This is a genomic window from Enterobacter sp. JH25 (genome assembly GCF_021725435.1).
GTDB classification, from domain to species: domain Bacteria; phylum Pseudomonadota; class Gammaproteobacteria; order Enterobacterales; family Enterobacteriaceae; genus Enterobacter; species Enterobacter intestinihominis.
Genome location: NZ_CP091319.1, coordinates 124,010 through 147,955, shown reverse-complemented (window position 1 = coordinate 147,955; position 23,946 = coordinate 124,010). Strand labels below are relative to the sequence as shown.

Here is a 23,946-nt window from a genome sequence, read left to right as displayed (position 1 = left end):
CACTTAACTCCTTATTTACCGCGCACTAAAGGAAGATTCTCCCCGCTCCAGCCGGAGATGCCTTCTTTCAGCACCGTTACGTTTTCAAAGCCTGCTTTATGCAGTGCGTTGGCAGATTCCTGCGCCTGCATGCCAGTGCCGTCAACAACAATAATCGGCTGGGCTTTATGCTTCTCCAGCTCACCAATGTTGTTCGCTTTAATTTCCGCTGGCAGCAGGTTGATAGCACCTGCAATATGGCCCTTGCGGAAATCGTCGCGCTGACGCAGATCGACAACCACGGCGTCCTCTTTGTTGATCAGACGTGTCGCTTCACCGCGGGTGATCACCTTAATTTTAGACGTCAGTCCCTTAAATGTGGTGAACAGTACAGCGACCAGCAGGCCAATCCACGCGATGCTCAGAACCGGGTGGCGGCTAACGAATTGCATAATTTCTTGCATGGGGGGTAACAACTCCCGACTAAGTGATTAAAAAAACCAGGACAGGAGTATACCTGTGCGCTGTGGCAAATACAGCCAGCGACATAAAGCTAATCTATTTTCTGCGGCATGCCACGTAAAAAAAGCCTCAAAATGGCCTGAGAACAGCCTTGCCCCCGCGCTTTCTTTGATCTTCTGCGGCTATTTTATCGATTCAGCTGTAGTAAAATTACGCAAATTTTTTGTCTCTTGAGCATGAGGTTGTCGCAATGTCGGTTTCTAAAAAACCTATGGTACTGGTGATTCTGGATGGCTATGGCTACCGTGAAGATCAACAGGATAACGCCATTTTCAACGCCAAAACCCCGGTTATGGATGCGCTATGGGCAAAACGTCCCCACACCCTGATTGATGCGTCTGGTCTGGAAGTCGGCCTGCCGGATCGTCAGATGGGCAACTCTGAAGTGGGTCACGTTAACCTGGGCGCAGGCCGTATCGTTTATCAGGACCTGACGCGCCTGGACGTTGAAATCAAAGAACGTACATTCTTTGCCAACCCAACGCTCACCGGAGCAGTTGATAAAGCCGTTGCCGCAGGCAAGGCCGTTCATATTATGGGCCTGCTCTCTGCGGGCGGCGTTCACAGCCACGAAGATCACATCATGGCGATGGTAGAGCTGGCCGCTGAGCGCGGTGCGGAAAAAATCTATCTGCACGCCTTCCTGGATGGTCGCGATACGCCGCCACGCAGCGCAAAAGGTTCTCTGAAAGCCTTTGAAGATAAATTTGCCGCACTGGGCCAAGGCCGCGTGGCATCCATCGTTGGCCGTTACTATGCCATGGACCGCGACAACCGCTGGGACCGCGTTGAGCAAGCCTATGATCTGCTGACCCTGGCAAAAGGCGAGTTCCAGTTCCCGACCGCCGTTGAAGGCCTGGAAGCGGCTTACGCGCGTGATGAAAACGACGAATTTGTGAAGGCAACCGTGATCCGCGCTGAAGGCCAGGCCGATGCCGCTATGGAAGATGGCGATGCGCTGATCTTCATGAACTTCCGTGCTGACCGCGCGCGCGAAATCACCCGCGCCTTCGTCAACAGCGATTTCGACGGTTTCGCCCGTAAGAAAGTGGCGAAGATCGATTTCATCCAGTTGACCGAGTATGCAGCGGATATCAAAGCCCCATGCGCGTATCCACCCGCTTCCCTGGAAAATACCTTCGGCGAGTGGATGGCGAAAAACGATAAAACGCAGCTGCGCATCTCCGAAACTGAGAAGTATGCGCACGTGACCTTCTTCTTTAACGGCGGCGTAGAAGAGCCGTTTAAAGGCGAAGACCGCATCCTGATTAACTCGCCGAAAGTCGCCACTTACGATCTCCAGCCAGAAATGAGCTCTGCGGAGCTGACCGAAAAACTGGTGACCGCGATCGAAAGCGGTAAATACGACACCATCATCTGTAACTATCCGAATGGCGACATGGTGGGCCACACCGGCGTGATGGAAGCTGCCGTTAAAGCGGTTGAAGCGCTGGACCACTGCGTTGAGCAGGTCGCGAAAGCGGTTGAATCCGTGGGCGGCCAGTTGCTGATCACCGCTGACCACGGTAACGCAGAACAGATGCGTGACCCGGCAACCGGTCAGGCGCATACTGCCCATACCAACCTGCCTGTTCCACTGATTTATGTAGGTGATAAGTCAGTGAAAGCAGTGGAAGGCGGCAAGCTTTCCGACATCGCGCCAACCATGTTGTCGCTGATGGGTATGGAAATCCCTGAAGAGATGACTGGCAAGCCGCTGTTCATCGTGGAATAATCGCTCCCCATGAGGGGAAAGGCGATTTTTTCAATCACATGGGTCGTGAAGCCGTTTCGGTTATCAGTCAGACCTCTGCTTTGCGCCAGCGCACTCAGCGCTGGCGTATTGCTGTGCGCCGCATCTGCCCACGCGGATGACCGCGACCAGCTCAAATCCATTCAGGCCGATATCGCCGCCAAAGAGCGTGTGGTACGCCAGCAGCAGCAGCAGCGCTCTGCCCTGCTTGCCCAGCTTAAAAAGCAGGAAGAGGCTATTTCCGCCGCCGCGCGTAAGCTGCGTGAAACACAAAACACCCTTGCCCAGCTTAATAAGCAAATCGATGAAATGAACGCGTCGATTGCGAAACTGGAGCGTCAGCGCGATGCCCAGGAGCGCAACCTTGCTGCACAGCTTGACGCCGCTTTCCGCCAGGGTGAGCACACAGGCCTTCAGTTGATCCTCAGCGGTGAAGAGAGCCAGCGCGGTCAGCGTTTACAGGCCTATTTCGGCTATCTCAACCAGGCTCGTCAGGAGACCATTGCGCAGTTGAAACAGACGCGCGAAGAAGTCACCACGCAAAAAGCCGAGCTGGAAGAGAAGCAGAGCCAGCAGCAAACGCTGCTCTACGATCAGCAGGCGCAGCAGGAGAAGCTTGAGCAGGCGCGCAATGAGCGTAAGAAGACGCTCGCCGGGCTGGAGTCCTCTATCCAGGCAGGACAAAGCCAGCTGAGCGAAATGCGCGCCAACGAATCCAGACTGCGTAACAGCATTGCCCGGGCAGAGGCCGCGGCCAAAGCGCGTGCCGAAAAAGAAGCGCGCGAAGCGCAGGCGGTGCGTAATAAGCAGCAGGAAGCCTCCCGGAAAGGCACCACCTACAAACCGACTGAAAATGAACGTTCCCTGATGTCGCGTACCGGCGGCCTCGGCTCCCCGCGTGGTCAGGCTTACTGGCCCGTTCGCGGTACGATCCTGCATCGCTATGGCGAACAGTTGCAGGGTGAGCTACGTTGGAAGGGGATCGTTATCGGTGCGTCTGAAGGTAGCGAAGTGAAAGCCATCGCCGATGGCCGCGTGATCCTGGCCGACTGGCTACAGGGTTACGGGCTTGTGGTGGTGGTCGAGCACGGTAAAGGCGACATGAGTCTTTACGGCTACAACCAGAGCGCGCTGGTCAGCGTTGGCACTCAGGTGCGCGCGGGTCAACCCATTGCCCTTGTGGGCAGCAGTGGCGGTCAGGGCCGCCCGTCACTCTATTTCGAAATTCGTCGTCAGGGTCAGGCGGTCAATCCACAGCCGTGGTTGGGAAGATAAGTTTTGCTTCAATTTCGTCGAATTGTTTTTTCCGTCGTCAGCGCACTGGCGCTGGCTGCACCGGTTTATGCAGGCAAACTCGCGATTGTGATTGATGACTTCGGTTATCGACCACACTATGAAAATCAGGTGCTGGCGATGCCGTCAGCCATCTCTGTCGCCGTCCTGCCTAATGCGCCTCACGCGCATGAAATGGCGACCAAAGCGCACAATGGCGGCCATCAGGTCCTCATCCATCTGCCGATGGCCCCTCTCAGCAAGCAGCCGCTGGAAAAAGATACCCTGCGTCCGGACATGAGCAGCGACGAGATCGATCGCATCATCCGCGATGCGTACAATAAAGTGCCGTATGCCGTGGGTCTGAATAACCATATGGGCAGCGCGATGACCTCCAGCCTGTACGGTATGCTGAAAGTGATGCAGGCGCTGGAGCGTTACAATCTCTACTTCCTCGACAGCATGACCATCGGCAATAGCCAGGCGATGCGTGCCGCTCAGGGGACGGGTGTAAAAGTCATCAAGCGCAAAGTCTTCCTGGACGACTCCCAGAACGAAGCGGATATCCGCGTGCAGTTCAACCGCGCGGTACAGCTGGCGCGCCGTAACGGTTCGGCGATTGCCATTGGGCATCCGCATCCGTCTACCGTTCGCGTTTTGCAGCAAATGTTGCCAGGCTTACCCGCCGATATCACGCTGGTACGTCCGAGCGATCTGCTCAATGAACCTCAGGTGGATACTTCCCGTCCGGGTAGCGCGCAACCACCCGCAACGCAGCCGCGTAATCCATTCCGCGGCGTGAAGAACTGCACGCTGAAACAGCCGCCTGAACCGGTCTATGCAACCCGCTTCTTCACGGTGATTGGCGAAAGCATCAGCAGCAGTACGCTGGTTAAATACGTCCAGCAACAGTGGCAGGGTTGGGGAAAAAAAGCCTGATCGGCTAACGCCTATTCTGCCAGATAAGAGTCCGACTGCTCTTTTGCAACGGACTCTTTCTTTTCCCGATCCTGATACCAGGCCTTGAAATACTTCAAAAAACTGTACGCCGTGGCATAAAACCCTGTCACCACACCCACTTTGCCCTTACGCCACGCACCGCTAAACAGATACCATTTGAAAAATGCGCCGATAGCGCTGATCGCGCCGCGACCAAGAGAGGGACGTATCGTCTGATATTGAACCAGGCGAGTGGTATATCCGTTTAATTTATTGAAAAGTTCATGCAGTGAATAAAACGTATCATGTCTGACATAGCCAGGAATACGTTCAGAACGGAGAAAACCTTCAACCTGATCGTCTACTGGCCGGTTATTAAATCGCGACTGCGTACGGTTAAAAAGACGCACCGGATAATCCGGAGATGAGACTGGATAAATCGTTCGGACATTTTCTCCCAGAACAAACCAGTGACGACATATCCGCCACGCCATATCCGGTTCGGGTTCATCGCCCATTTTTAATTTTAAAATAGCACCAACGGTTTCTTGATCGAGTATTTCGTCACTGTCCATGCACAGCACCCAGTCGTTGTGCGCATGGGATACGGCATGATTCATCTGCTCGCCGTGCCAGCTGTATTTTTTGAATATGGGCGACAATCCATAACTCTGGCAAATATATATCGTTGCGTCTGTACTGCCGGAATCAACTACAACGAATTCATCCGCTATTTTTAAAAGAGGAGGAATAACATCGTGCAACGTTCTTTCGGAGTTAAACGTTAATAAGCAAACCGTTATTTTAAACATATTCTCACTCTCTCAAAAACAACATAAAATTTTTGCGCTAATACTATCGAATTGAGAAGAGGCGATTAAAGTCTTAAATCGCACTTTTAAAATAAGCGCGTTTAAAACCTTTCCTTATAAAAAGACAAAGAAATACAAAAAATCTATTTTATTTCAGTAAATTCTTTATAATGCGGTCAGATGAAGGGTAGCATACGGATTCAGACATGCCGCAAAAACGTAAAATCCTCCTCCTGGACACAGGCAAAGAATGGGGGGGAGGTACCAACAGTATGCTTGAGCTTCTGAAGCGAATCAACCGCGACAAATTCGACATTACCTGTTGTTTTTACAGTGATTATAGTCGTGCTGAAGGTCAAACGATAGGCCAGGTGCTCAACAGCATTGGGATCCCATTACTCGTTATCCCTCAACGTAAGCAACCGGCATGGGCAAAACTCCTGAAAGAAGCGGGACGTGGTCTGCTGTTTTTCTCGCGTTCGGCGCGCAAAGCATTTACGCGGCATATTGATACCCTGTGGCGTATCCGGCCCAACGTCAGCAAGATCGAGACCATTTTCAGGGAAGGTGGATTCGATACGCTGTATATGAACAACCAGCCAGGCTCTAATGAAGAAGGGTATCTGGCGGGCGCAAACCTGCGTGCACGGATAATCCAGCACTGCCGGATTGAACCAGTGCTGACCCCGCCGCTGGTGAAGCTGGTGAATGCCCATGCCACAAAAATCATTGCCGTTTCGCACGGCGTTGAACGCGTGCTACTTCAGCATGGCGTCCGGCCAGAGCTGTGTACCACGGTCAACAATGCCATCGACATCCATCAGCCTTTGCCGGACCGATGCGCGATGCGCCAGCGACTGAATATTGAAGACGATACTTTTGTATTCGGCAGCATTGGCTCGTTAATCCCTCGTAAGGCCAACCACCACACGCTGGAGGCGCTGGCACAGTTCAGCCAGAGACACCCGCAGGCAAAATGGAAAATGGTGCTGGTCGGTGAAGGGGCTGAACGCGGCGCGCTGGCTGCACAAGCTGATGCATCAGGTATTGCTGAGCACGTCATTTTTACCGGTTTCCAGAACACGCCTTTTGACTATCTCGCCACTTTTGACGCGTTCATTCTGGCCTCGCAGAGCGAAGGCTTGCCCCGCGTCGTGCTGGAAGCAATGCTGCTCAACATCCCCGTGATTGGTTCAAAAGTGACCGGCACGGCAGAATTGATCGACCATGAGTCGACCGGGCTGCTGTTCCCCTGGAGCGACGTGTCGCAACTTGCTCAACATCTGGATAATATCTGGCAGGATCCTGCTCTGCGCGCCCGGCTCGCCGCAGCCGCGCACCAGAATGTCTGCAACATGTATGCCATTGAAAGCTATGTTAACGGTGTCGAGGCCGTTCTTGGCGCGCAATAACCAAACGAGAAGAACATGTTTAAATTCCTGAATGCTCGCTACCGCCACATTACCGGGCGTCATAACATTCCTTACGCTTCCCTTCCGGTCACGCGCGATCTCGTTGCGGTTGATTCCATTGTGATCCCGTGTACGGGCGCGGATTTCGTCGAAGAGGCGTTATTGTCAGCGACCTTTGCAGAGCGTTATGCCTCTGACGTCAGCGAGATTGTTATCGTCAGCGATCAGCCTGAATCCGCTTTCGGCGAACTGCCGCCAAAAACCCGCGTTGTTACCCTCACGCTTCCAAAACGTGAAGAAGGTTACCGCTATAAGCAGATCTACCTCAGTCGTCTGGTGAAGCTTAACGCTCCGTTGCAGGCGCGCGGTGAAGGTGTGCTGATGATTGACTCCGATCTCAACCTGCTTAAAATGCCAGAGATCAACATGGCGGATATGCACATCTACTCCAGCTTCCGTCAGGGCAAAATGATTGCCAAGCTGGACGGCGCGCCAGCGGAGAAAGTGCCGGCGTATTACAAAGAAACGGTGCGCCCGTATCTGGTCGATCATGTTAACGGCGCGTTTCTTGCCGCCACCAAAAAGACCTGGCGCCGTATCTGCCCGCTGTGGCTGACGCTGTTCCAGGATACCTGGGAGCTGATGGACGATACGCAGCCGCCGACCGATCAGCTGCCGCTCGCTGCGCTGCTGGACATTCTGGATGTCAAAACGGTTAACCTGGGCGACTGGATGAACTGGCCGGTCTCCAAGAAGATCGGCGGACAGGAAGCCGTTGTGCCGAAAGAGGTGATTGGCGCGCACGGCGGTTTCCCGCTTTCCGAATGGCAGAAGTATCTGGAATCACCGGATAATAAGCTGCTGTTCAAAGGTCAGGATTACACCCGCAAGGTGCGTTACCTGACGGACGAAGAGAAAAAGAATCAGTAAAAAAGGGGCCTCAGGCCCCTTTTTGATTACTTATCCCAGCTCAGGATCACTTTCCCTGACTGGCCGGAACGCATTGCGTCGAAGCCCTGCTGGAACTCATCGATGGAGAAACGGTGAGTGATAATCGGGGACAGATCCAGACCGGACTGGATCAGCGCAGCCATCTTGTACCAGGTTTCGAACATCTCGCGGCCATAAATGCCCTTAATGAACAGCCCTTTGAAGATGACTTTGTTCCAGTCGATGGACATATCTGACGGCGGAATACCCAGCATCGCGATTCGGCCACCGTGGTTCATGGTGTCGAGCATGGTGCGGAACGCCGGTGGCGCGCCGGACATCTCCAGACCCACGTCAAAGCCTTCGGTCATGCCCAGCTCTTCCATCACGTCTGTCAGGCTCTCTTTCGAGACATCCACCGCGCGGGTGACGCCCATTTTGCGCGCCAGCGACAGGCGGTATTCGTTCACGTCGGTGATCACCACGTTGCGCGCACCCACATGCTTCGCCACGGCTGCCGCCATAATGCCGATTGGGCCCGCGCCGGAGACCAGCACGTCTTCACCCACCAGGTCAAAGGAGAGCGCCGTGTGTACCGCGTTGCCGAACGGGTCGAAGATGGAGGCCAGGTCGTCAGAGATATTGTCCGGGATTTTGAACGCGTTAAACGCCGGGATCACCAGGTATTCCGCGAAGCATCCCGGACGGTTCACACCCACGCCGACGGTATTGCGGCACAGGTGCGTACGCCCACCGCGACAGTTGCGGCAGTGACCGCAGGTAATGTGGCCTTCACCGGAGACGCGGTCGCCAATGTTGAAGCCTTTCACTTCCTGGCCAATGCCGACCACTTCGCCGACATATTCGTGGCCGACAACCATTGGCACGGGAATGGTTTTTTGCGACCACTGGTCCCAGTTATAGATGTGAACGTCAGTACCGCAGATGGCGGTTTTACGAATTTTGATCAGCAGATCGTTATGACCGACTTCCGGCTCCGGCACGTCGGTCATCCAAATCCCTTCTTCCGCTTTCAGTTTGGATAACGCTTTCATCACACGTCCTCAGGCAATTACGCCCAGCTGTTTGCCGATGCGGGTAAAGGCTTCCACCGCACGTTCAATTTGTTCAGGCGAGTGCGCCGCAGACATCTGGGTGCGGATACGCGCCTGACCTTTTGGTACCACCGGGAAGAAGAACCCGGTCACGTAAATCCCTTCTTTCTGAAGCTCACGAGCAAATTTCTGCGCGACAACCGCGTCGCCCAGCATCACCGGAATGATCGCATGGTCAGCGCCGGCCAGGGTGAATCCTGCGGCACTCATTTTTTCACGGAACAGGCGGGCGTTAGCCCACAGGCGGTCGCGCAGCTCAGCCCCGGATTCCACCATCTCCAGCACTTTAATAGAGGCGGCCACAATCGCCGGCGCCAGGGAGTTGGAGAACAGGTACGGGCGGGAGCGCTGACGCAGCCACTCAACCACCTCTTTGCGCGCAGCAGTGTAGCCGCCAGACGCGCCACCAAGCGCTTTGCCCAGCGTACCGGTGATGATATCTACGCGGCCCATTACGTCGCAGTATTCGTGGGAGCCACGACCGTTTTCGCCGACAAAGCCAACCGCGTGAGAGTCATCCACCATCACCAGCGCGTCGTATTTATCCGCCAGATCGCACACGCCTTTCAGGTTGGCGATCACGCCGTCCATGGAGAACACGCCGTCGGTGGCGATCAGCACGTGGCGGGCACCGGCTTCACGGGCCTCTTTCAGGCGGGCTTCCAGCTCAACCATGTCGTTGTTGGCGTAGCGGAAACGCTTCGCTTTGCACAGACGTACACCGTCGATGATGGAGGCGTGGTTCAGGGCGTCGGAGATAATCGCGTCTTCTGCACCGAGCAGGGTCTCAAACAGACCGCCGTTGGCGTCGAAGCAGGAGGAGTACAGAATCGCGTCTTCCATTCCGAGGAAGTTCGCCAGCTTTTGCTCAAGCTGCTTGTGGCTGTCCTGGGTACCGCAGATAAAGCGAACGGAGGCCATGCCGAAGCCGTGGGTATCCATGCCGTTTTTCGCCGCGGCAATCAGCTCAGGGTGATTCGCAAGACCTAAATAGTTGTTCGCGCAAAAGTTGATCACATGGCTGCCGTCGGCAACGGTGATGTCCGCCTGCTGGGCAGACGTGATAATACGCTCTTCTTTGAACAACCCTTCCGCACGTGCGGTGTCGAGGTCGCTGTTTAACTGTTTGTAAAAATCACCACGCATTGCAATTCTCCAGACTCGGCAAATTTTGGCACATATTACCCAAACCAATAGTTCATGACGAGATGACGCCGTATCTCTTCTCGTTTTTGCAGCATAAATCACGTGTACCCCTGCTGCATATCGGTGAATGGCTGAAGACCGGGCATTGTGATGATATGATAAAGAGATTAGCGTTCGGGATGTTCCCCGGACTCCACACTTCAAAGGTTACAGTTATGATCATCGTTACCGGCGGCGCGGGCTTTATCGGCAGCAATATTGTTAAGGCCCTCAATGACAAAGGCATCACCGACATCCTGGTGGTGGACAACCTGAAAGACGGCACCAAGTTCGTAAACCTGGTGGATCTGAACATCGCTGACTACATGGATAAAGAAGACTTTCTTATCCAGATTATGGCGGGTGAAGAGTTCGGCGAGATCGAAGCCATCTTCCACGAAGGGGCCTGTTCCTCCACCACCGAGTGGGACGGCAAGTACATGATGGACAACAACTATCAGTACTCCAAAGAGATCCTGCACTACTGCCTGGAGCGTGAAATTCCGTTCCTGTACGCCTCTTCCGCGGCAACCTACGGTGGACGCACTTCAGATTTCATCGAATCCCGCGAGTATGAGCAGCCGCTGAACGTTTACGGTTACTCCAAATTCCTGTTTGATGAGTACGTGCGTCAGATCCTCCCAGAAGCAAACTCTCAGATTGTCGGCTTCCGCTACTTCAACGTCTACGGACCGCGCGAAGGCCACAAAGGCAGCATGGCGAGTGTGGCGTTCCACCTGAACACCCAGTTAAATAACGGCGAAAGTCCGAAACTGTTCGAAGGCAGCGACGGCTTTAAGCGTGACTTCGTCTACGTAGGCGACGTGGCGGCAGTGAACCTGTGGTTCCTGGAAAACGGCGTGTCCGGCATTTTCAACCTGGGCACAGGCCGCGCGGAATCCTTCCAGGCGGTGGCAGACGCGACGCTGGCTTACCATAAGAAAGGCAGCATCGAGTACATTCCGTTCCCGGATAAGCTGAAAGGCCGCTACCAGGCATTCACCCAGGCGGACCTGACTAACCTGCGCGCCGCAGGCTACGACAAGCCGTTCAAGACCGTTGCCGAAGGCGTAACGGAATATATGGCTTGGCTGAACCGTGACCGCGATATAAATTCACAAAATCATTCGAGCGGTATCAAGGCGGCAACGAAGTGAATCTCCGGGAGCTTACAAAAGTAAGTGACTGGAGTGAACGCAGGCAGCCAACGCAGAGACAGCTTGAAGGATGAAGTGAATGAAAATACTGGTGATCGGCCCGTCCTGGGTGGGCGACATGATGATGTCGCAAAGTCTCTATCGCACGCTCAAGGCGCGTTATCCCCAGGCGATAATCGACGTGATGGCACCCGCATGGTGCCGTCCGCTGTTATCGCGTATGCCGGAAGTGAACGAGGCGATCCCGATGCCGCTCGGCCACGGGGCGCTGGAAATCGGTGAACGCCGCAAACTCGGCCATAGCCTGCGCGAGAAACGCTATGACCGCGCATATGTCCTGCCAAACTCCTTCAAATCCGCTCTTGTGCCCTTCTTTGCGGGCATCCCGCACCGTACCGGGTGGCGCGGTGAAATGCGCTACGGCCTGCTGAACGATGCCCGTGTGCTGGATAAAGAGGCCTGGCCGCTGATGGTAGAACGCTACGTGGCGCTGGCCTACGACAAAGGCGTGATGCGCAGCGCGAAAGATCTGCCGCAGCCGCTACTGTGGCCGCAGCTCCAGGTAAGCGACGGGGAGAAATCCCACACCTGCAACGCGTTTGGCATTTCGTCCGAACGCCCGATGATTGGCTTCTGCCCCGGCGCGGAGTTTGGTCCGGCAAAACGCTGGCCGCACTATCACTACGCAGAGCTGGCGAAACAGCTGATCGACGAAGGCCATCAAATTGTGCTGTTTGGCTCAGCGAAAGATCACGAGGCGGGCAATGAAATTCTCGCCACGCTCAGCACCGAGCAACAGGCCTGGTGCCGAAACTTGGCCGGGGAAACGCAGCTCGAGCAGGCGGTTATTTTGATTGCCGCCTGTAAAGCCGTTGTCAGCAACGACTCTGGCCTGATGCACGTCGCCGCCGCGCTGGATCGTCCGCTGGTGGCGCTGTATGGCCCGAGCAGCCCGGACTTCACGCCGCCGCTGTCGCACAAAGCGCGCGTAATTCGCCTGATCACCGGCTACCACAAGGTACGTAAAGGTGATGCCGCAGAAGGCTACCATCAGAGCCTGATCGACATTACGCCGCAGCGCGTTCTCGAAGAGCTCAACGAACTTCTGTTGAGCGAAGAAGGATAACGAATGCGGGTATTGATCGTTAAAACCTCTTCGATGGGCGATGTGCTGCATACGCTGCCGTCACTGACGGACGCGATGCGGGCCATTCCCGGCATTCGTTTTGACTGGGTGGTGGAAGAAGGCTTCGCGCAGATCCCCACCTGGCACGAAGCGGTTGACCGCGTGATCCCGGTGGCCATTCGCCGCTGGCGCAAAGCATGGTTCTCCGCACCGATTAAAGCCGAACGTAAAGCCTTCCGCGAAGCGGTGCAGGCCCGGCGTTACGACGCGATCGTTGACGCTCAGGGCCTGGTGAAAAGCGCCGCGCTGGTCACGCGTCTGGCGCACGGCGTAAAGCACGGCATGGACTGGCAAACCGCCCGCGAACCGCTGGCGAGCCTGTTCTATAATCGTCGCCACCATATTGCGAAGCAGCAGCACGCCGTGGAACGTACCCGCGAGCTGTTCGCGAAAAGCCTGGGCTATGCAAAACCTGAAGCCCAGGGTGACTACGCTATTGCACAGCATTTTTTGCGCGAGACGGAGGAGCATGCTGAACCGTATCTGGTGTTCCTGCATGCCACAACGCGCGACGATAAGCACTGGCCGGAAACGCACTGGAGAAGGCTGATTGAACTAATGCAACCTTGCGGTATCCATATTAAACTCCCGTGGGGTGCAGAACATGAGCGGCAGCGTGCGGAACGTCTGGCAGCAGGCTTTTCCCACGTTGAGGTGTTACCCAAACTCACGCTGGCGCAAGTTGCCGCACAGCTGGCGGGCGCTAACGCCGTCGTTTCTGTGGATACAGGGTTAAGCCATTTAACCGCCGCACTGGATCGTCCTAATATCACGATTTTCGGCCCGACCGATCCGGGGTTGATCGGGGGTTACGGTAAAAACCAGCATCAGATGGTCAGCCCTACGCAACAAACGAAGGATATTAGCGCAGATGCTATTTTTTCATTTTTACAGGGCAGCCATCGGCTTTCCAACAGGGATATTTAACCCATGAGTTATGTATTTCTGCTGATTTTACTCTTTCCGGTGAAACTCCTCCGGAAGCTGTTTCGAAAAGACACGGGCAAAAACCTTGTCATTCAGACAGCCAAAATCGGTGACTTTATTAATGCGACACCTCTTCTGGCATATCTGCAAAAAAGCGATGTGTTGGTCAGTCGCAGCGTTGGTGCGCTGGCGAAGCATGATGAGACTATCGAGCAGATCTATTTTATTGAGCAGCATAAGCGCAACCTGTGGCGTAAACTGTGCTTCGCGTGCAGGATCATGAACCGCTACGACAACGTCTACCTGCTACAACCCAACAGCGTGAACCTCTTTTTTGCCGCCGTCTGCAATGCTAAAAACAAACAATTTTTAACCATTTACACGCGCAGGTGGTATCACGGGATTTTCTATCTTGCGGCTGACGGTACCGTTGAGCATGGCAAAAAAACGCTTTCGGTGTCGAACTACCTGAAACTGGCCGACCGCGCACTCACATGGCAAGACTCTCCCAAGCACGCCACAAAGCCGCTCTTTAAACCGACGACCTGGCCGGCCATTCTTGATAAACCTGACGTTATCCGCATCGGCATCAGTATTGCGGCGGGCAATAAAGCCAAAACCGTTCCTCCGGTTATCTGGAAACGGATTGTTGATCAACTCGCTGATTTACCCTGCGAGTTTTATGTCTTCGGCGCGCCAAATGAACAGTCGTGGATGGACGATATCACCCGCCTTTACGGTGAAATCCCTAATTTTATCAATCTTATTGGCAAAATTTCGCTGGAAGAGCTTCCCTGGGCCATTTCTAAGATGGACTGTTATATCGCGTCTGACTCGGGGAATGTGTATATCGCAGACGCCGTTGGCGTTCCGGTAGTCCTGCTGTTTGGTCCGTGTTGTCACTATGAACAACGTCCGCTTGGCAATGTGTTGCTGATCGGGAATGACGACAACATTTGTTCTTATGTGTTTGAAACGCGCTATTACTTCCCGCAAGAACGGGAAGCACTATTCTCTGTCACTGACTCCGCGTTACACGATCTTCAGCAGTTTATCCGTACATTACCCAAAGCCCGCTCACTGGCTAGCGCTACCGACGCTCAAGGAAACTAATTTTTATGGCTTTTTTAAGCGTCATTATTGCTGCGCATAACGCTGAAGCTACGCTGCATGCCACGCTTTCAAGCCTGCTGGCAGCCACCGTTCAAGACACTGAAATTATTATTTTTAATGACAGTTCTGAGGATACCACGCAGGCAATAATTGAAGAGTGGTCACCTAAATTTCCTCAGATCATAACGCGCACCGTGAACTTTCGTAACGTTGGCCGGGTACGAAACAGTGCTGTCGCACTGGCATCCGGTGAATATATTACGATGCTCGACAGTGACGATTGCTTAAAGCCGGGCAGCCTCAGGGACGCAATTACCTTTCTGAAAGCGCAACGTCCGGATATGTTACTGACACGTTTGCTTGAGATTCGCGATCCCCGGAAAATGACTTCAGACTGGCAGGGATTCAACCCTGTGCCATTGTCACAACATGAAGCAATCGCTCGTTTCTTACGCCATAAAGACTTTCAGGCGCATCTCATTGGCCAGTTTATTCATCGTAGCCTGTACGAGAGCAACCCTATTCCTCCAATGTTATGTTATGAGGATTTCGCTGTCTTCCCCGGAATGTTGATGCAGTCGAGCAAAATAGTCTATCAACGCCAGGGGCATTATTATTACGTCAAGCGTCGCGACAGTTTGTCGAGCAGTCTGGACGCCAGCAAAATTTCAACGCTTGTCGAATGCACGTTACAGATGGAAAGAACATTTCCGTCAAGCTACAGGCATCTTGTCAATTGCCACTGGTTTGATATTTACAGCAACCATCGGTCCTGTCTTACAGACCAACAATTACAACTCGTGAAACAACGCGTAAAGGCCATGTACACATTGTCTTTTTTCCTGTCCACCGATGTTCGTTTTAGCTACAAAAAAAGGGTTATTGAGGCGTTATGGAAAAAATAAAACCACGGCTATATCAACTGACGATTGCTTTGAGCCTCATCTCTTTGATGCTGGCACTAGTCAGTTCAGGGAAGCAAAGAGAGTTTTTCTATATTGCTATTTACGTCAGTATTATTGGCCTGGCTTTCGAATATAAAAAAATCACTCTTCGACCTTTTACTATAGCGCTGCCCATTTTGCTGATTGGGTTACTTAACCTCGGCTGGTACTTAATCTATGAGTATCATAACGAGGGACTCAACCTTTACAGCGACTATCTAGGCGCCAGCAAAAAGTTAATTTTAGCGAGTATCCTGATTTTCTATATTGACCGCTTTAAGTTTTACATTGATAAAGACAACTTCAGGAAATTTTTCTTCTACGCAGCGGCCTTAGGGTTTGTGCTCGCCACAGGATATGGCTTGTGGCAGGCCTCGCAAGGTATGACTCGCGTTGAGATGGCAATTAACCGTGCCACCGTTTCAGCCTATGTTTATTCTGTCCTGTCACTGGCTTTCGTATACAGTCTTTACCTTCAGCAGAACGTGAAGCTGTATGTTGTCGCGGGTTTCACTATATTAATCTCTTACTTCGTCATACTGTTGACGGGTACCCGTGCTGCGATGGGTTTATATCTGCTTCTGGCGATAGTGCTCACGCTATATCATTTCAGAAAAATTCATCTCAAATCCACTCTCATCTTTTTATGCATTGTGGCCGGCATTGTCGTCGTAAGCTACAAACCGTTGATTGCACCGAAAATAACGCAAACCCAAATTGAAGTTGAGAAATATCAGCAAGGCTATGACCGCACGTCACTGGGCGCACGTTTTTCGATGTGGACTGTCGGGATCGAGAATGGTCTTGCACATCCGTTGGGGCAATCACTTGAAGAGCGTGAAACGTGGACACGGCAGTATATAAAAGACGGTCATCCACATCTTGCTACCGCGCTCGTGTACATCAAAGTCCACCTGCATAATGAATTTATAGAGAAATATTCATTGCAGGGGATCCCCGGCGTGGCGGTAATGCTCTTTTTCTTCGTTTCGATGATTGTGTATGCCCTACGAAACAGAAACGCACTGCTGCTAACCTCGATGCTACTTTTGCTTTTGTATGGTCTGACGGATGTCATACTGCTCAGTTCAGAAGCCTTAATCTTCTTTATGGTTTTGTTTGCATTAAGTACACCTTTCACCCAAACAAAGCAGCAATAGCAAATATGCCCGCCTGGCGGGCATAACTATTTTTTGTACTGGTAAAACTCCGCCAGCGTCATCCCCACCGTTTTATCTGATAGCCAGGTAAACAGCTGTTCCAAATCCTGATATAAACCTTCAATCGCCGCCTCATCTTTAAACGTCGGGCTGCCGCCAGGCATAAATTCCGACGAATGCAGCATGAACTCTACGTAGTCATTTCCCTGAGACAGGCACTGCTGCGCCACCTTAATCATCTCCTGCGCGTTACCGCCGGACGGGCGTAACCAGTTAACTGACGGAGAACGGTATTTACCGCGCAGACGATCGTAACCCTGCTTCAGGGAATTCAGCCATGCCGGGTGTTTATACTGGATGCTCATTGGCACTTCGAGGAGAAGGCTGTTTCCCGGCCGGGAAATGTCGTCTACGTCCAAAAAGTAGGCGCGATCGGGAAAATGCTGGTAATTCGTTCCGCCATTACCCTGCGGGGCACCTTTCGCGTTGCGCCAGTTCACGCGCGGCGTAACGGAACAATCTACCTGATACCCCAGCTCAATCAGTAACCGGGCGTAACGGCTGTCGAATGCCCAGCGCCCGGCGCGATGGCTGAGCATTTTTGTCTGGAAGGTCTCTTCCAGTAGGCGGGTCATGAACAGCACTTTCTCACGCATGACCTCGTCTGAAAACTCAATCAGATAAGGCTGCCAGCGCCAGTCATCACCGGTCAGATCGTGCTCCGGAGGGCTGTTCCAGGCATGGAGATGCATTCCTACCTCGCCCTGCCCCCGGGCTATGACCTCTTTCGCGAACTCAATGAACACCGGTTCGACGGCCATCTCGTAATTGGTGAGCCAGACAGGCTTAAAGCCGAAACGCTCGCAAAGCGTCTGAAACCGCGCCAGGTAGCGCGCGTTTTCCGTTTTGATGACCCGGTGGTTCTGCCAGAGATTATCCCCTTCGGTATCGATCGTGATGATAAACGCTGGTTTTTTCATAATGAGTCCGCAAGACAAAATAGTTAGCGCTATGTTACGCACGCCCGAAAGCAGGAGTAAACCCTTCCAGGGAAATTCCTGACATTATGGAGAAAGAGTGCAAGTCGTTACCAGGTCTATTAGAATTGCCAACAGTACAACGCCGATAAGATGATGATGAATAACTTACCTGACACGCCTGATTTGCGCATTTTACTGATTAAACTTCGCCATCATGGTGACATGTTACTCACCACCCCCGTCATCAATTCATTGCGCCAGAAATGGCCTGAAGCCCAAATCGACGTGCTTCTCTATGAAGAGACGCGAGACATGCTCGCCGCGCATCCGGCAATCGGTACGATCTATGGTATCGATCGTAAATGGAAGCAGTTGGGGACGCTGAAGCACCTGCAAAAAGAGTGGCAGTTGCTTCGTGCTTTACGCGCTCAGCATTATCATCTGGTGATCAATCTTGCCGATCAGTGGCGCAGCGCGCTGGTTACCCGCTTCACCGGCGCACCGGTTCGGCTCGGGTTCGCTTTTAACAAGCGCAATAATGCCTTCTGGCGTTTTTGTCACAGTGAACTGGTCTCGGTCGCCAGCCATCAGAACCTGCACACCGTTGAACAAAACCTGTCCATACTGAAACCATTACCCGTTGCCGCCAGACCCGCCGTCACCATGGCTTACAGCGCGGATGACTGGCACCATGCTCATCACAAGCTGACACAAAAGGGCGTGGGGGAACGCTATATCGTTATTCAACCCACTTCACGCTGGTTCTTTAAGTGCTGGGACGAAGGCAAAATGGCGCAAACTATCGCCGCATTGCAGCAGGACGGCCACACTATCGTCCTTACGGCGGGACCGGATAAGAAAGAGCTGGCGATGATTGACCGCATTCTTGCCGCCTCCCCGCAGACGGGTGTTGTATCGCTGGCAGGGCAGTTAACCCTGCGCCAGCTGGCCTCGCTTATCGATCACGCAGCCCTGTTCATTGGCGTTGACTCCGTCCCCATGCACATGGCCGCCGCCCTTCAGACGCCCTGCGTGGCGCTGTTTGGCCCATCAAAGTTGACGTTCTGGTCGCCATGGCAGGTTAACGGCGAGGTCATCTGGGCTGGTAACTACGGCCTGCTTCCCAACCCTGACGCCATTGATACAAAAACGACGGAACGTTATCTCGACGCCATCCCCGTTGATGCTGTCGTCTCCGCCGCAAGGAGATACCTGCAATGAAGCTTCATCGTCTGGCCATTGTGCGCCAAAAATATCGGCCGGATGGGGGAGCAGAACGTTTTGTCTCCAGGGCACTCACCGCGCTGAGCAATCAAAATCTTGAGCTCAACGTCATCACCCGCGAGTGGCAGGGCGAAAAGCAGGACGACTGGCATATTCATATCTGCGATCCACGAAAGTGGGGCCGCATCAGCCGTGAACGCGGCTTTGCACACGCCGCGCGCGCGCTGTGGCAGCAACAGCAGTTTGATATTGTACAGAGCCACGAACGTATTCCGGGCTGCGATATTTACCGCGCCGGAGATGGTGTACATCGACGCTGGCTGCTACAGCGTACGCGTATTCTTCCCGCCTGGCGCGCGAAGCTGCTCATGCACGATCGCTATCACCGCTACGTGATGAACGCCGAACGTGAAATGTACCAGGCTCCCGAGTTGAAAGCCGTTATCTGTAATGCGGAGATGATCAAGCGCGAAATCGTCGAAGACTTTGATATTGACGCAAAAAAGATACATGTGATTTATAATTCAATAGATTCCCGCCGCTTCGTTCCGGCAGCAGAGAGGCAGCGCGCTGTACTGCGTAAGCAATTTGGCTTACCCGCTGATGCCGTCATTTTCTGCTTCGTGGGTTCAGGGTTTGAACGCAAGGGGCTGGCAAGCGCTATTCAGGCTATAGCAGGAACATCGGCGTGGCTGGTTGTGGTCGGTCAGGATAAAGCGGAAAGCCGCTATCGCGACCTCGCCCGTTCATTAGGCTGTGAGGGGCAAATCCGTTTCCTGGGGATGCAAAAAGAGACGCTGCCATTTTATCAGCTTTCTGATGGTTTACTGCTGCCGACGCTGTATGATCCTTTCCCTAACGTCATACTTGAAGCAATGGCCTGTGGATTGCCCGTCATTACGTCAGAGAGTTGCGGTGGTTCAGAATTTATTGCGCAAGGCCAGAACGGGTTTTACTGTGATGCACTTGATATCCACACATTGAAGGAGGCCGTCATGTCCATCCCTTCACTGGAAAAAAATAACAATATGGGGCTTGCGGCGCGTGAACGCGTCAGAGAAGCAACCCCTGAAAAACTATCAAGTCAGCTTATTTCGCTTTATCAAAAATTACTGGATTAATAATGCGCATCCTAATGATTATTGATGGTTTACCCGGTGGAGGAGCCGAAAAAACGGTTCTCACCCTCTCCAGCGGACTGACAGAACTGGGGCATCAGGTCACCCTTTTCTCCTTACGGAAGGTGTGCGACTACGCCATTCCGGAAGGCATCGATTTTCAGGTCGTGCAGGATACCTGTAAAAAACCCTGGCGGAAGCTGACCGAGATCCCGCGTCGCGCCCGTTTGCTGGATCGCGCCATTGAGCAGGCAGAACGCAGCGGTAAATTTGACGTCGTCTTCTCGCATCTGCATAAAACCGACCGTATCGTGGCGCACAGCCGCGTGCTGGATCGGGATAAGGTCTGGTTCTGCATACACGGGATGTTCTCCTTTTCCTATTTGCGCCATCGCAGCGGGCTTTCTCGCTGGTTTAAGCATTATAAAATTCGTCATACCTATGAAAACCGCAACGTGGTGGCGGTATCCGGCGCCGTGCTGCACGATCTGTCTGAAGTACTCGCGATCCCCCTGCGGCGCAAAGCGGTTATCCATAACCCCTTCGATATCCCTGAAATTCAGCGTCTGGCGGAAGCGCCCTTTGAGATGCAGGGGCAGAATTATATTATCCACGTTGGTCGTTTTCATGAGCACAAACGTCACGACCGGCTGCTTCGCGCGTTCGCGATGAGCAAGATTGACGCATCGCTGGTGTTGATGGGCAAAGGCTCTGACGTGAAAATAAACCAGCTCAAACAGCTTGCCGCTAAGCTGGGAATTGAAAACAAGATCGTCTTCCGCCCGTTTGAAACCAATCCTTATCCGTGGATCAAAGGTGCACGCCTTTTAGTGTTAAGTTCCGACTGCGAAGGTTTTGGTAATGTACTGGTAGAGTCCATTATCTGTCAGACCCCACCGGTGAGTACAAACTGCCCTGGCGGCCCTGCTGAGATCCTTACTGGCCCCCTGGCGCGCGGTCTGACCGCGTTAACCGACGAATCACTGGCGAATACCCTGGCAGAACTGTATGCCTCTCCGCCGGTTGTTGATCGCGAAACGATCGCATCGTTCGGTATCAACGCCATTTGCCAGCAATACATTGCTTTGGTCGACAACCAAAAATAATCAGGTTTCATATGCAAAATTCAGCGCCTTTATTAAGCGTGGTGGTTGCCGTTTATAACGGTGAAGCTTTTCTCGATCAGTTCTTTACCTGCCTTGTAAATCAACACATCGACAGTATAGAAGTCATCATCGTGAATGACGGCTCCACTGACCGCTCGATGCAGATTGTCGAAAAATGGCGCGAACAGCTGCCACAGATGCAGGTCATTGAACAACCTAATCAGGGCGTGTCCATCGCGCGTAATACCGGCCTGGCCGTTGCGACCGGCCAATATCTCTCTTTCCCGGATATTGATGATGTCTTCAAACCCGGCATGTACCAGCGTCTGCTGGATATGGCCGTCACGCAGAACCTGGATGTCGCCACCTGCAATGGCAACTACGTCTGGGAAAATAACAAAAAACCGTCTCGCCCTATCTTCCCTGAAGATAAGCTCGCCTCAACGAGCGTCATGAATGGCGCGGCATGGTTAAAAAAGGCGCTGGATTCACGTAAGTTCCTGCATGTGACCTGGCTGAATATCTATCGTCACGATTTTATTCGTCAGCACGGCTTTCGTTTCGAGCCTGGCCTGCGCCATCAGGATATCCCGTGGACGACTGAGGTGCTGCTTGCTGCGGAACGCGTTCAGTACACCAGCGAACGCTTTTACGACTACTACATTCACTCCGCCTCGGTATCGCACACCCCGGATAATGACGACACGCTGATTCGCTCAGCGCGCCATTACATGAAGATCCTGAAGATGCTTGATGCCATTAACCAGCGCTACCCGGATAAAGTGAAAAATATCCCGGCCTGTCACTGGCAAATCGCCAAAGAGGGTCTGGGAATTATTCATACCTTCGACAACATGAAGGATGAAGCGAAGAAATCAATGATAATCAAAGAGTTCTTCGACACCGGGATCTGGAAGCTCATCTGGAAAAGTGCCAAAAGCCCGCGTTTGCGCTGGCGCCTGGGCCGACGCTACTTCCGTTTAAAACGGTATCTGGCATAAGAGATAGCTTTAGCACGCTTAAATGCTTAGAATTTCCCGGCCGAAACTAAAAAAACGGATAATCGCTTGGAATTGTTGTATACCGCCCTGCTCTACATCATTCAGCCACTGGTGTGGCTGCGACTGTTGCTTCGTAGCCGTAAAGCGCCTGCGTACCGTAAACGCTGGGCCGAACGCTATGGCTACTGCCGCAATAAAGTGGCGCCGGACGGTATTCTGCTGCATTCCGTGTCAGTCGGGGAAACGCTGGCCGCCATTCCACTGGTGCGTGCCTTACGCCACCGTTATCCGTCACTGCCCATCACCGTCACCACGATGACGCCAACAGGCTCAGAGCGCGTGATGTCTGCCTTCGGTAAAGACGTGCATCACGTCTACCTGCCGTACGATCTCCCCTGCGCCATGAACCGTTTCCTGAATACCGTTCGCCCTAAACTGGTGATCGTCATGGAAACTGAACTGTGGCCGAATATGATTTCCGCCCTGCATGCCCGTAAAATTCCTTTGGTTATCGCCAACGCGCGTCTGTCGGAACGCTCGGCGAAAGGGTACGGCAAGCTGGGTAAATTTATGCGTCGCCTGCTCAGCAAAATTACGCTGATCGCCGCGCAGAACGAAGAAGATGCCGCGCGCTTTATCGCCCTCGGCCTGAAGCGCAACCAGCTTGCGGTCACGGGTAGCCTGAAGTTCGATATTTCCGTCACCCCTGAACTCGCCGCCCGTGCGGTAACGCTGCGTCGTCAGTGGGCGCCGCGTCGCCAGGTCTGGATTGCCACCAGCACCCATGACGGCGAAGAGGCCATTATTCTTCAGGCTCACCGCCAACTGCTGGAAAAATTCCCTGATTTACTGCTGATTCTGGTTCCTCGCCATCCTGAGCGTTTTAAAGATGCCCGGGAGATGGTGCAAAAAGGCGGTTTCAGCTTCACCCTGCGCAGCAGCGGCGAAATCCCCTCTGGCAGCACGCAGGTGGTGATTGGCGATACGATGGGCGAACTGATGCTGCTGTACGGGATCGCCGATCTTGCATTCGTTGGCGGAAGCCTGGTGGAGCGCGGTGGTCATAACCCGCTGGAGCCGGCAGCCCACGCCATTCCCGTGCTGATGGGTCCACACACGTTTAACTTCAAAGATATCTGCGCGAAATTGCAGCAAGCCGATGGCTTAATCACCGTGACCGATGCGGACTCGGTGGTCAAAGAGGTCTCAACCCTTCTGACTGACGAAGATTACCGCCTGTGGTACGGTCGTCACGCCGTTGAAGTCCTGCATCAGAACCAGGGTGCACTGACCCGTCTGCTGCAACTTTTGCAACCTTACCTGCCGCAGCGGAGCCACTAATGTCAACGCGTCTGTCGGTCGTGATGATCGCCAAAAACGCCGCCGACCTGCTTCCGGATTGCCTGGCCTCTGTTGCCTGGGCTGACGAAATCGTCATTCTCGATTCCGGAAGTACGGACAATACGGCGGACGTTGCCCGTGCAGCCGGGGCAAAAGTCTTTACCGACACCGACTGGCAGGGCTACGGTATTCAGCGTCAGCGTGCGCAGAGTTACGCCACGGGCGATTACGTGTTGATGATCGATACCGATGAGCGCGTCACCCCGGAACTCCGACAGGCCATTCAAACGGTGCTTGCCGCGCCACAGCCCGGCGCGGTCTACAGTATCGCGCGTCGTAACTATTTCCTGGGCCGCTTTATGCGCCACAGCGGCTGGTACCCCGACCGCGTGATGCGCCTCTATGCCCGCGAGCGTTATCAGTACAACGACAACCTGGTCCATGAGTCTCTGGCCTGCGATAACGCTCAGGTCATCCCCCTGACGGGCGATCTGCTTCATCTGACCTGCCGCGATTTCGCCAGCTTCCAGCGGAAACAGCTGAACTATGCCACCGCCTGGGCACAGGAGCGGCATGCGCGCGGCAAGAAGGCCACGCTGACCGGCATCTTCACCCACACGCTGGGCGCGTTTCTGAAAACGCTGCTGCTACGTGGTGGCGTGCTGGACGGCAAACAGGGCTGGTTACTGGCGGTAGTGAATGCCCAGTATACTTTCAATAAATACACCGAGCTGTGGGCGCTGAACCGCGGCTACTCAGAGAAAACGTGA

The 23,946-nt window shown here is 53.6% G+C and carries 22 protein-coding genes; 17 read left to right on the top strand and 5 right to left on the bottom strand.

The window, feature by feature from the left end:
- Positions 1-11: 11 nt before the first annotated feature.
- The gene (locus tag L2Y28_RS00725) at positions 12-443 is read right to left on the bottom strand and encodes a rhodanese-like domain-containing protein (protein ID WP_003860840.1); all 432 of its coding nucleotides are present in this window, start codon (positions 441-443) and stop codon (positions 12-14) included.
- Positions 444-691: 248 nt separating this feature from the next.
- On the opposite strand from L2Y28_RS00725, the gene gpmM reads away from it, so the two are divergent.
- From gpmM to L2Y28_RS00710, 3 genes are read left to right on the top strand one after another with little or no spacing between them, the layout of a single operon-like run.
- Positions 692-2,236, top strand: coding sequence for a 2,3-bisphosphoglycerate-independent phosphoglycerate mutase (gpmM, locus tag L2Y28_RS00720; protein ID WP_022646640.1), 1,545 nt, complete (start codon positions 692-694; stop codon positions 2,234-2,236).
- A gap of 33 nt (positions 2,237-2,269) precedes the next feature.
- Positions 2,270-3,529 carry a murein hydrolase activator EnvC gene (gene envC / locus L2Y28_RS00715; protein WP_230259580.1) on the top strand — a complete coding sequence of 420 codons (1,260 nt, stop codon included), beginning with the start codon at positions 2,270-2,272 and terminating at the stop codon, positions 3,527-3,529.
- Between the two features lie 3 nt (positions 3,530-3,532).
- Positions 3,533-4,465, top strand: a complete 933-nt coding sequence (locus tag L2Y28_RS00710) for a divergent polysaccharide deacetylase family protein (protein WP_032622054.1) — start codon at positions 3,533-3,535, stop codon at positions 4,463-4,465.
- Between the two features lie 11 nt (positions 4,466-4,476).
- Here L2Y28_RS00710 and L2Y28_RS00705 read toward each other — a convergent pair whose 3' ends face one another.
- Entirely contained in the window at positions 4,477-5,277 is an 801-nt protein-coding gene (locus L2Y28_RS00705) for a glycosyltransferase family 2 protein (RefSeq protein ID WP_022646637.1), read from the bottom strand.
- A 206-nt stretch (positions 5,278-5,483) separates the two neighbouring features.
- Between L2Y28_RS00705 and L2Y28_RS00700 the strand changes: the two genes are divergently transcribed.
- Positions 5,484-6,689, top strand: coding sequence for a glycosyltransferase (locus L2Y28_RS00700; RefSeq protein ID WP_022646636.1), 1,206 nt, complete (start codon positions 5,484-5,486; stop codon positions 6,687-6,689).
- 15 nt (positions 6,690-6,704) lie between these two features.
- Positions 6,705-7,619 (top strand): hypothetical protein, encoded by a 915-nt coding sequence (locus L2Y28_RS00695; RefSeq protein ID WP_022646635.1) that lies wholly within the window; start codon positions 6,705-6,707, stop codon positions 7,617-7,619.
- 26 nt (positions 7,620-7,645) lie between these two features.
- On the opposite strand, the gene tdh is transcribed toward L2Y28_RS00695, so the two are convergent.
- Entirely contained in the window at positions 7,646-8,674 is a 1,029-nt protein-coding gene (tdh, locus tag L2Y28_RS00690; protein WP_017383610.1) for an L-threonine 3-dehydrogenase, read from the bottom strand.
- A gap of 9 nt (positions 8,675-8,683) precedes the next feature.
- Complete coding sequence (gene kbl, locus L2Y28_RS00685) at positions 8,684-9,880, bottom strand: glycine C-acetyltransferase (RefSeq protein ID WP_015570030.1); 1,197 nt, start codon at positions 9,878-9,880, stop codon at positions 8,684-8,686.
- A 215-nt stretch (positions 9,881-10,095) separates the two neighbouring features.
- On the opposite strand from kbl, the gene rfaD reads away from it, so the two are divergent.
- From rfaD to L2Y28_RS00655, 6 genes are all read left to right on the top strand, one after another.
- Positions 10,096-11,076: an ADP-glyceromanno-heptose 6-epimerase gene (rfaD, locus tag L2Y28_RS00680; protein ID WP_022646634.1), complete on the top strand. Its 981-nt coding sequence runs from the start codon at positions 10,096-10,098 to the stop codon at positions 11,074-11,076.
- A 79-nt stretch (positions 11,077-11,155) separates the two neighbouring features.
- The gene (gene rfaF / locus L2Y28_RS00675; RefSeq protein WP_022646633.1) at positions 11,156-12,202 is read left to right on the top strand and encodes an ADP-heptose--LPS heptosyltransferase RfaF; all 1,047 of its coding nucleotides are present in this window, start codon (positions 11,156-11,158) and stop codon (positions 12,200-12,202) included.
- Between the two features lie 3 nt (positions 12,203-12,205).
- Positions 12,206-13,189, top strand: coding sequence for a lipopolysaccharide heptosyltransferase RfaC (rfaC, locus tag L2Y28_RS00670; protein WP_022646632.1), 984 nt, complete (start codon positions 12,206-12,208; stop codon positions 13,187-13,189).
- 3 nt (positions 13,190-13,192) lie between these two features.
- The gene (locus L2Y28_RS00665) at positions 13,193-14,302 is read left to right on the top strand and encodes a glycosyltransferase family 9 protein (protein WP_022646631.1); all 1,110 of its coding nucleotides are present in this window, start codon (positions 13,193-13,195) and stop codon (positions 14,300-14,302) included.
- Between the two features lie 5 nt (positions 14,303-14,307).
- Positions 14,308-15,207 carry a glycosyltransferase family 2 protein gene (locus tag L2Y28_RS00660; protein WP_022646630.1) on the top strand — a complete coding sequence of 300 codons (900 nt, stop codon included), beginning with the start codon at positions 14,308-14,310 and terminating at the stop codon, positions 15,205-15,207.
- Positions 15,195-16,406 carry an O-antigen ligase gene (locus L2Y28_RS00655; RefSeq protein ID WP_022646629.1) on the top strand — a complete coding sequence of 404 codons (1,212 nt, stop codon included), beginning with the start codon at positions 15,195-15,197 and terminating at the stop codon, positions 16,404-16,406. The genes L2Y28_RS00660 and L2Y28_RS00655 overlap by 13 nt, the downstream gene beginning before the upstream one ends.
- Before the next feature lie 26 nt (positions 16,407-16,432).
- Here L2Y28_RS00655 and L2Y28_RS00650 read toward each other — a convergent pair whose 3' ends face one another.
- Positions 16,433-17,386, bottom strand: coding sequence for a polysaccharide deacetylase family protein (locus L2Y28_RS00650; RefSeq protein ID WP_022646628.1), 954 nt, complete (start codon positions 17,384-17,386; stop codon positions 16,433-16,435).
- A 150-nt stretch (positions 17,387-17,536) separates the two neighbouring features.
- Here L2Y28_RS00650 and rfaQ point away from each other — a divergent pair, with 150 nt between their 5' ends.
- The 6 genes from rfaQ (at position 17,537) to L2Y28_RS00620 (ending at position 23,946) form a co-directional block, all read left to right on the top strand.
- Positions 17,537-18,607, top strand: coding sequence for a putative lipopolysaccharide heptosyltransferase III (rfaQ, locus tag L2Y28_RS00645; RefSeq protein WP_022646627.1), 1,071 nt, complete (start codon positions 17,537-17,539; stop codon positions 18,605-18,607).
- A complete protein-coding gene (locus L2Y28_RS00640) occupies positions 18,604-19,731 on the top strand; it encodes a glycosyltransferase family 4 protein (protein ID WP_022646626.1) in 1,128 nt (375 codons plus the stop codon). The genes rfaQ and L2Y28_RS00640 overlap by 4 nt, the downstream gene beginning before the upstream one ends.
- 2 nt (positions 19,732-19,733) lie before the next feature.
- A complete protein-coding gene (locus L2Y28_RS00635) occupies positions 19,734-20,834 on the top strand; it encodes a glycosyltransferase (protein WP_022646625.1) in 1,101 nt (366 codons plus the stop codon).
- An 11-nt stretch (positions 20,835-20,845) separates the two neighbouring features.
- Positions 20,846-21,835 carry a glycosyltransferase gene (locus L2Y28_RS00630; protein WP_022646624.1) on the top strand — a complete coding sequence of 330 codons (990 nt, stop codon included), beginning with the start codon at positions 20,846-20,848 and terminating at the stop codon, positions 21,833-21,835.
- 66 nt (positions 21,836-21,901) lie between these two features.
- A complete protein-coding gene (waaA, locus tag L2Y28_RS00625; protein WP_003860874.1) occupies positions 21,902-23,176 on the top strand; it encodes a lipid IV(A) 3-deoxy-D-manno-octulosonic acid transferase in 1,275 nt (424 codons plus the stop codon).
- A complete protein-coding gene (locus L2Y28_RS00620; protein WP_022646623.1) occupies positions 23,176-23,946 on the top strand; it encodes a glycosyltransferase family 2 protein in 771 nt (256 codons plus the stop codon). Before waaA ends, L2Y28_RS00620 begins: the two co-directional genes overlap by 1 nt.

What these genes read in the sequence shown, in the direction of transcription:
- L2Y28_RS00640 (WP_022646626.1), top strand. Translation starts at nt 18,604, where the DNA reads ATGAAGCTTCATCGTCTGGCCATTGTGCGCCAAAAATATCGGCCGGAT.
- L2Y28_RS00630 (WP_022646624.1), top strand. Translation starts at nt 20,846, where the DNA reads ATGCAAAATTCAGCGCCTTTATTAAGCGTGGTGGTTGCCGTTTATAAC.
- L2Y28_RS00725 (WP_003860840.1), bottom strand. Translation starts at nt 443, where the DNA reads ATGCAAGAAATTATGCAATTCGTTAGCCGCCACCCGGTTCTGAGCATC.
- rfaC (WP_022646632.1), top strand. Translation starts at nt 12,206, where the DNA reads ATGCGGGTATTGATCGTTAAAACCTCTTCGATGGGCGATGTGCTGCAT.
- L2Y28_RS00620 (WP_022646623.1), top strand. Translation starts at nt 23,176, where the DNA reads ATGTCAACGCGTCTGTCGGTCGTGATGATCGCCAAAAACGCCGCCGAC.
- L2Y28_RS00700 (WP_022646636.1), top strand. Translation starts at nt 5,484, where the DNA reads ATGCCGCAAAAACGTAAAATCCTCCTCCTGGACACAGGCAAAGAATGG.
- L2Y28_RS00660 (WP_022646630.1), top strand. Translation starts at nt 14,308, where the DNA reads ATGGCTTTTTTAAGCGTCATTATTGCTGCGCATAACGCTGAAGCTACG.
- L2Y28_RS00650 (WP_022646628.1), bottom strand. Translation starts at nt 17,386, where the DNA reads ATGAAAAAACCAGCGTTTATCATCACGATCGATACCGAAGGGGATAAT.
- L2Y28_RS00695 (WP_022646635.1), top strand. Translation starts at nt 6,705, where the DNA reads ATGTTTAAATTCCTGAATGCTCGCTACCGCCACATTACCGGGCGTCAT.
- tdh (WP_017383610.1), bottom strand. Translation starts at nt 8,674, where the DNA reads ATGAAAGCGTTATCCAAACTGAAAGCGGAAGAAGGGATTTGGATGACC.
- rfaD (WP_022646634.1), top strand. Translation starts at nt 10,096, where the DNA reads ATGATCATCGTTACCGGCGGCGCGGGCTTTATCGGCAGCAATATTGTT.
- L2Y28_RS00705 (WP_022646637.1), bottom strand. Translation starts at nt 5,277, where the DNA reads ATGTTTAAAATAACGGTTTGCTTATTAACGTTTAACTCCGAAAGAACG.
- kbl (WP_015570030.1), bottom strand. Translation starts at nt 9,880, where the DNA reads ATGCGTGGTGATTTTTACAAACAGTTAAACAGCGACCTCGACACCGCA.
- rfaF (WP_022646633.1), top strand. Translation starts at nt 11,156, where the DNA reads ATGAAAATACTGGTGATCGGCCCGTCCTGGGTGGGCGACATGATGATG.
- rfaQ (WP_022646627.1), top strand. Translation starts at nt 17,537, where the DNA reads ATGATGATGAATAACTTACCTGACACGCCTGATTTGCGCATTTTACTG.
- gpmM (WP_022646640.1), top strand. Translation starts at nt 692, where the DNA reads ATGTCGGTTTCTAAAAAACCTATGGTACTGGTGATTCTGGATGGCTAT.
- L2Y28_RS00635 (WP_022646625.1), top strand. Translation starts at nt 19,734, where the DNA reads ATGCGCATCCTAATGATTATTGATGGTTTACCCGGTGGAGGAGCCGAA.
- L2Y28_RS00665 (WP_022646631.1), top strand. Translation starts at nt 13,193, where the DNA reads ATGAGTTATGTATTTCTGCTGATTTTACTCTTTCCGGTGAAACTCCTC.
- L2Y28_RS00655 (WP_022646629.1), top strand. Translation starts at nt 15,195, where the DNA reads ATGGAAAAAATAAAACCACGGCTATATCAACTGACGATTGCTTTGAGC.